This is a genomic window from Candidatus Methylomirabilota bacterium, assembly GCA_035260325.1.
Lineage (GTDB): Bacteria > Methylomirabilota > Methylomirabilia > Rokubacteriales > CSP1-6 > AR19.
Genome location: DATFVL010000189.1, coordinates 1 through 2,274 on the forward strand (window position 1 = coordinate 1; position 2,274 = coordinate 2,274).

Sequence of the window (2,274 nt, forward strand, 5' to 3'; positions counted from 1 at the left end):
TCCTCGAGAGCGCCTGGTTCGACCCGGTCTCGATCCGCCGCACCTCGCGCGCGCTCGGGCTCCGCACGGACGCGGCGTACCGCTTCGAGCGCGGCGCCGACATCGAGGCGCTCGTGGACGCCTCCGCCCGCGCCGCCCAGCTCATCCGCGAGCTGGCGGGCGGCGCGGTCGCGCGCGGGATGGTGGACGTCTACCCGCGGCGCCGCAAGCCCGTCCGCGTGCGCCTCCGCATGTCGCGCGTGAAGCGCGTGCTCGGCGTGACGCCGGCGCCGGCGCTGGCCCGGCGCATCCTCGCCGGTCTCGGCCTGCCGGCCCGCGCGCGGGGCGCGGTGCTCGACGTGACGGTCCCGAGCTTCAGGCGCGACCTCGCGATGGAGGACGATCTCGTCGAGGAGATCATCCGCGTCTGGGGCTATGGCAAGCTGCCCTCGACGCTGCCCGCCGGCGCCGTGGACGTCGTCAAGCAGCCGGCGACTCTGCGCCAGGCCGAGACGGTACGGCGGGCGCTGGTCGGCGCGGGCCTCGCCGAGGCGATCACCCACGCCTTCTGCGACCCGGCCCGCGCGGCGCTCTTCCGCGCCCTCGGCGCCGCCGAGCCGCTCACGCTCAAGAACCCGCTAGCCCAGGATGCGTCGGTCCTCCGGTCGCATCCCCTCGAGGGGCTCCTCGGCGCGGTGTCGGTCAACGTGCGGCGCCAGCAGCCGGACGTCGCGCTCTTCGAGCTCTGCAAGACGTATGAAGCGGCGCGGAACGAGACCGGCGCGGTCGAGCCGCGCTGGGCGGCGATCGCGCTCGCGGCCAGCCGTACCGCACGCGCGTGGCACACGCCGGACGCGCCTGCCGACGTCTACGACGCGAAGGGCCTCGCCGAGCACGTGCTGGCGGCCCTCGGGATCGGTGGCCTCCGGCCCGGCGCCGGCAGGCTCGGCGGCTTCGAGCCCGGCTGTCACGGCGCGCTCGAGAACGAGGCCGGGGCGATCGTCGCCGAGTTCGGAGAGGTCGCGGCGGCGGTCCGCGACGCCTACGGCATCGACGTGCCGGTGTTCGGCGCCGCCGTCGCGCTCGACGTCGCCGAGGCGACGCCCACGCCGCCCCTGGCGTACCAGCCGCTCCCGCGGTTCCCGGCCGTCCAGCGCGACCTGGCGTTCGTCCTGGGCGCGGAGCAGGCGCTGACCGCCGCCGAGATCGAAGCCGCGCTCGCGCGCGAGGCCGGGCCGCTCCTGCGGCAGGTGACGCTCTTCGACGTGTTCCGCTTCCCCGACGGCCGCCGGAGCCTCGCCTGGCGGCTCACGTTCCAGGCCGAGGACCGGACGCTCACCGACGACGAGGTGAACCGGGTCCAGGAGCGCGTGACTCAGCGGATCACCGCCGCCTTCGGCATCGCGCTGCGGAGCGCCTGATGGCCGACGGGATCGTCGAGCGTCTGACGGAGCTGGAGAACGCCGTGCGCCGCGCCGTCGAGGCGCTCGGGCGCCTCCGCGAGGAGAACGCCCAGCTCCGGCGCGACGCGAAGCGGCTCGCCGACGAGCGGCGGCAGGTGCTCGCCCAGGTGGACGCGATCCTGAAGGACATCGCGAAGCTCGAGCTGGACAGGACGGAATGACCGAGCCGCGGCGGGTCGAGTTCACGATGCTCGGACGGACGCTCGTGATCCGCACGCCGGAGCCCCGCGACTACATCGTGTCCCTCGCGAAGTACATCGAGGAGCGCACGACGACGCTCAAGCGCTCGGGCGTGAAGGACCCGATGACGGCGCTCATGCTCGCCGCGCTCGATATCACCGACGAGCTCTTCAAGGCGCGCGAGGAGGGCCCGCGCGAGCAGGCCGACGTGAGCCGGCGCCTCTCTGCCCTCGTCGCCATCCTCGACAAGGCGAGACCGAAGGAGCCGGGCGCCTAGAACGCCCCGTGGCGGCCGGCGCCGGCGGCGAAGCGCCGGGCGCCCGCCAGGCTCTCGCCCGTGGCCCCGGACTTCATCCCGAGCGCGTGCTCGCGCCTGAGCGCGGCGGTGAGCGGGAGCCCCACCGAGTCGTACGCCGACCGCCGGTCGCTCCTGACGCAGTTCGGCGGGAACCCGGCGATCGTCAGCGCGAGGGCCTCCGCCTCTCCGCGCGCCCGGCCCTTCGGGACGACGCGGTTGGCGAGCCCGATACGCTCGGCCTCGCGCGCGTCCACGGGCCGGCCCGTCATGATGATGTCGAGCGCTCTGCCGAGACCGACGATCGCCGGCAGCCGGACGGTGCCGCCGTCGAGCAGCGGGATGCCCCAGCGGCGG

Annotated in this window: 4 protein-coding genes; 3 read left to right on the forward strand and 1 reads right to left on the reverse strand. The window is 75.1% G+C overall.

Going from position 1 to position 2,274, the window contains the following annotated elements; translation table 11 throughout:
- The 3 genes from VKG64_12435 to VKG64_12445 all read left to right on the forward strand — a co-directional run.
- A partial coding sequence (locus VKG64_12435; protein HKB25847.1) for a phenylalanine--tRNA ligase subunit beta occupies positions 1–1,400 on the forward strand: 1,400 nt, incomplete at its 5' end.
- Positions 1,400–1,603 (forward strand): hypothetical protein, encoded by a 204-nt coding sequence (locus tag VKG64_12440; protein HKB25848.1) that lies wholly within the window; start codon positions 1,400–1,402, stop codon positions 1,601–1,603. The genes VKG64_12435 and VKG64_12440, both read left to right, overlap by 1 nt.
- Positions 1,600–1,899, forward strand: coding sequence for a cell division protein ZapA (locus VKG64_12445; GenBank protein ID HKB25849.1), 300 nt, complete (start codon positions 1,600–1,602; stop codon positions 1,897–1,899). Before VKG64_12440 ends, VKG64_12445 begins: the two co-directional genes overlap by 4 nt.
- Here VKG64_12445 and VKG64_12450 read toward each other — a convergent pair.
- A partial coding sequence (locus VKG64_12450) for an enoyl-CoA hydratase-related protein (protein HKB25850.1) occupies positions 1,896–2,274 on the reverse strand: 379 nt, incomplete at its 5' end. The two genes, VKG64_12445 and VKG64_12450, sit on opposite strands and share 4 nt — an antisense overlap.

Coding starts and splice junctions, on each gene's coding strand:
- VKG64_12440 (HKB25848.1), top strand. CDS start 1,400: ATGGCCGACGGGATCGTCGAGCGTCTGACGGAGCTGGAGAACGCCGTG.
- VKG64_12445 (HKB25849.1), top strand. CDS start 1,600: ATGACCGAGCCGCGGCGGGTCGAGTTCACGATGCTCGGACGGACGCTC.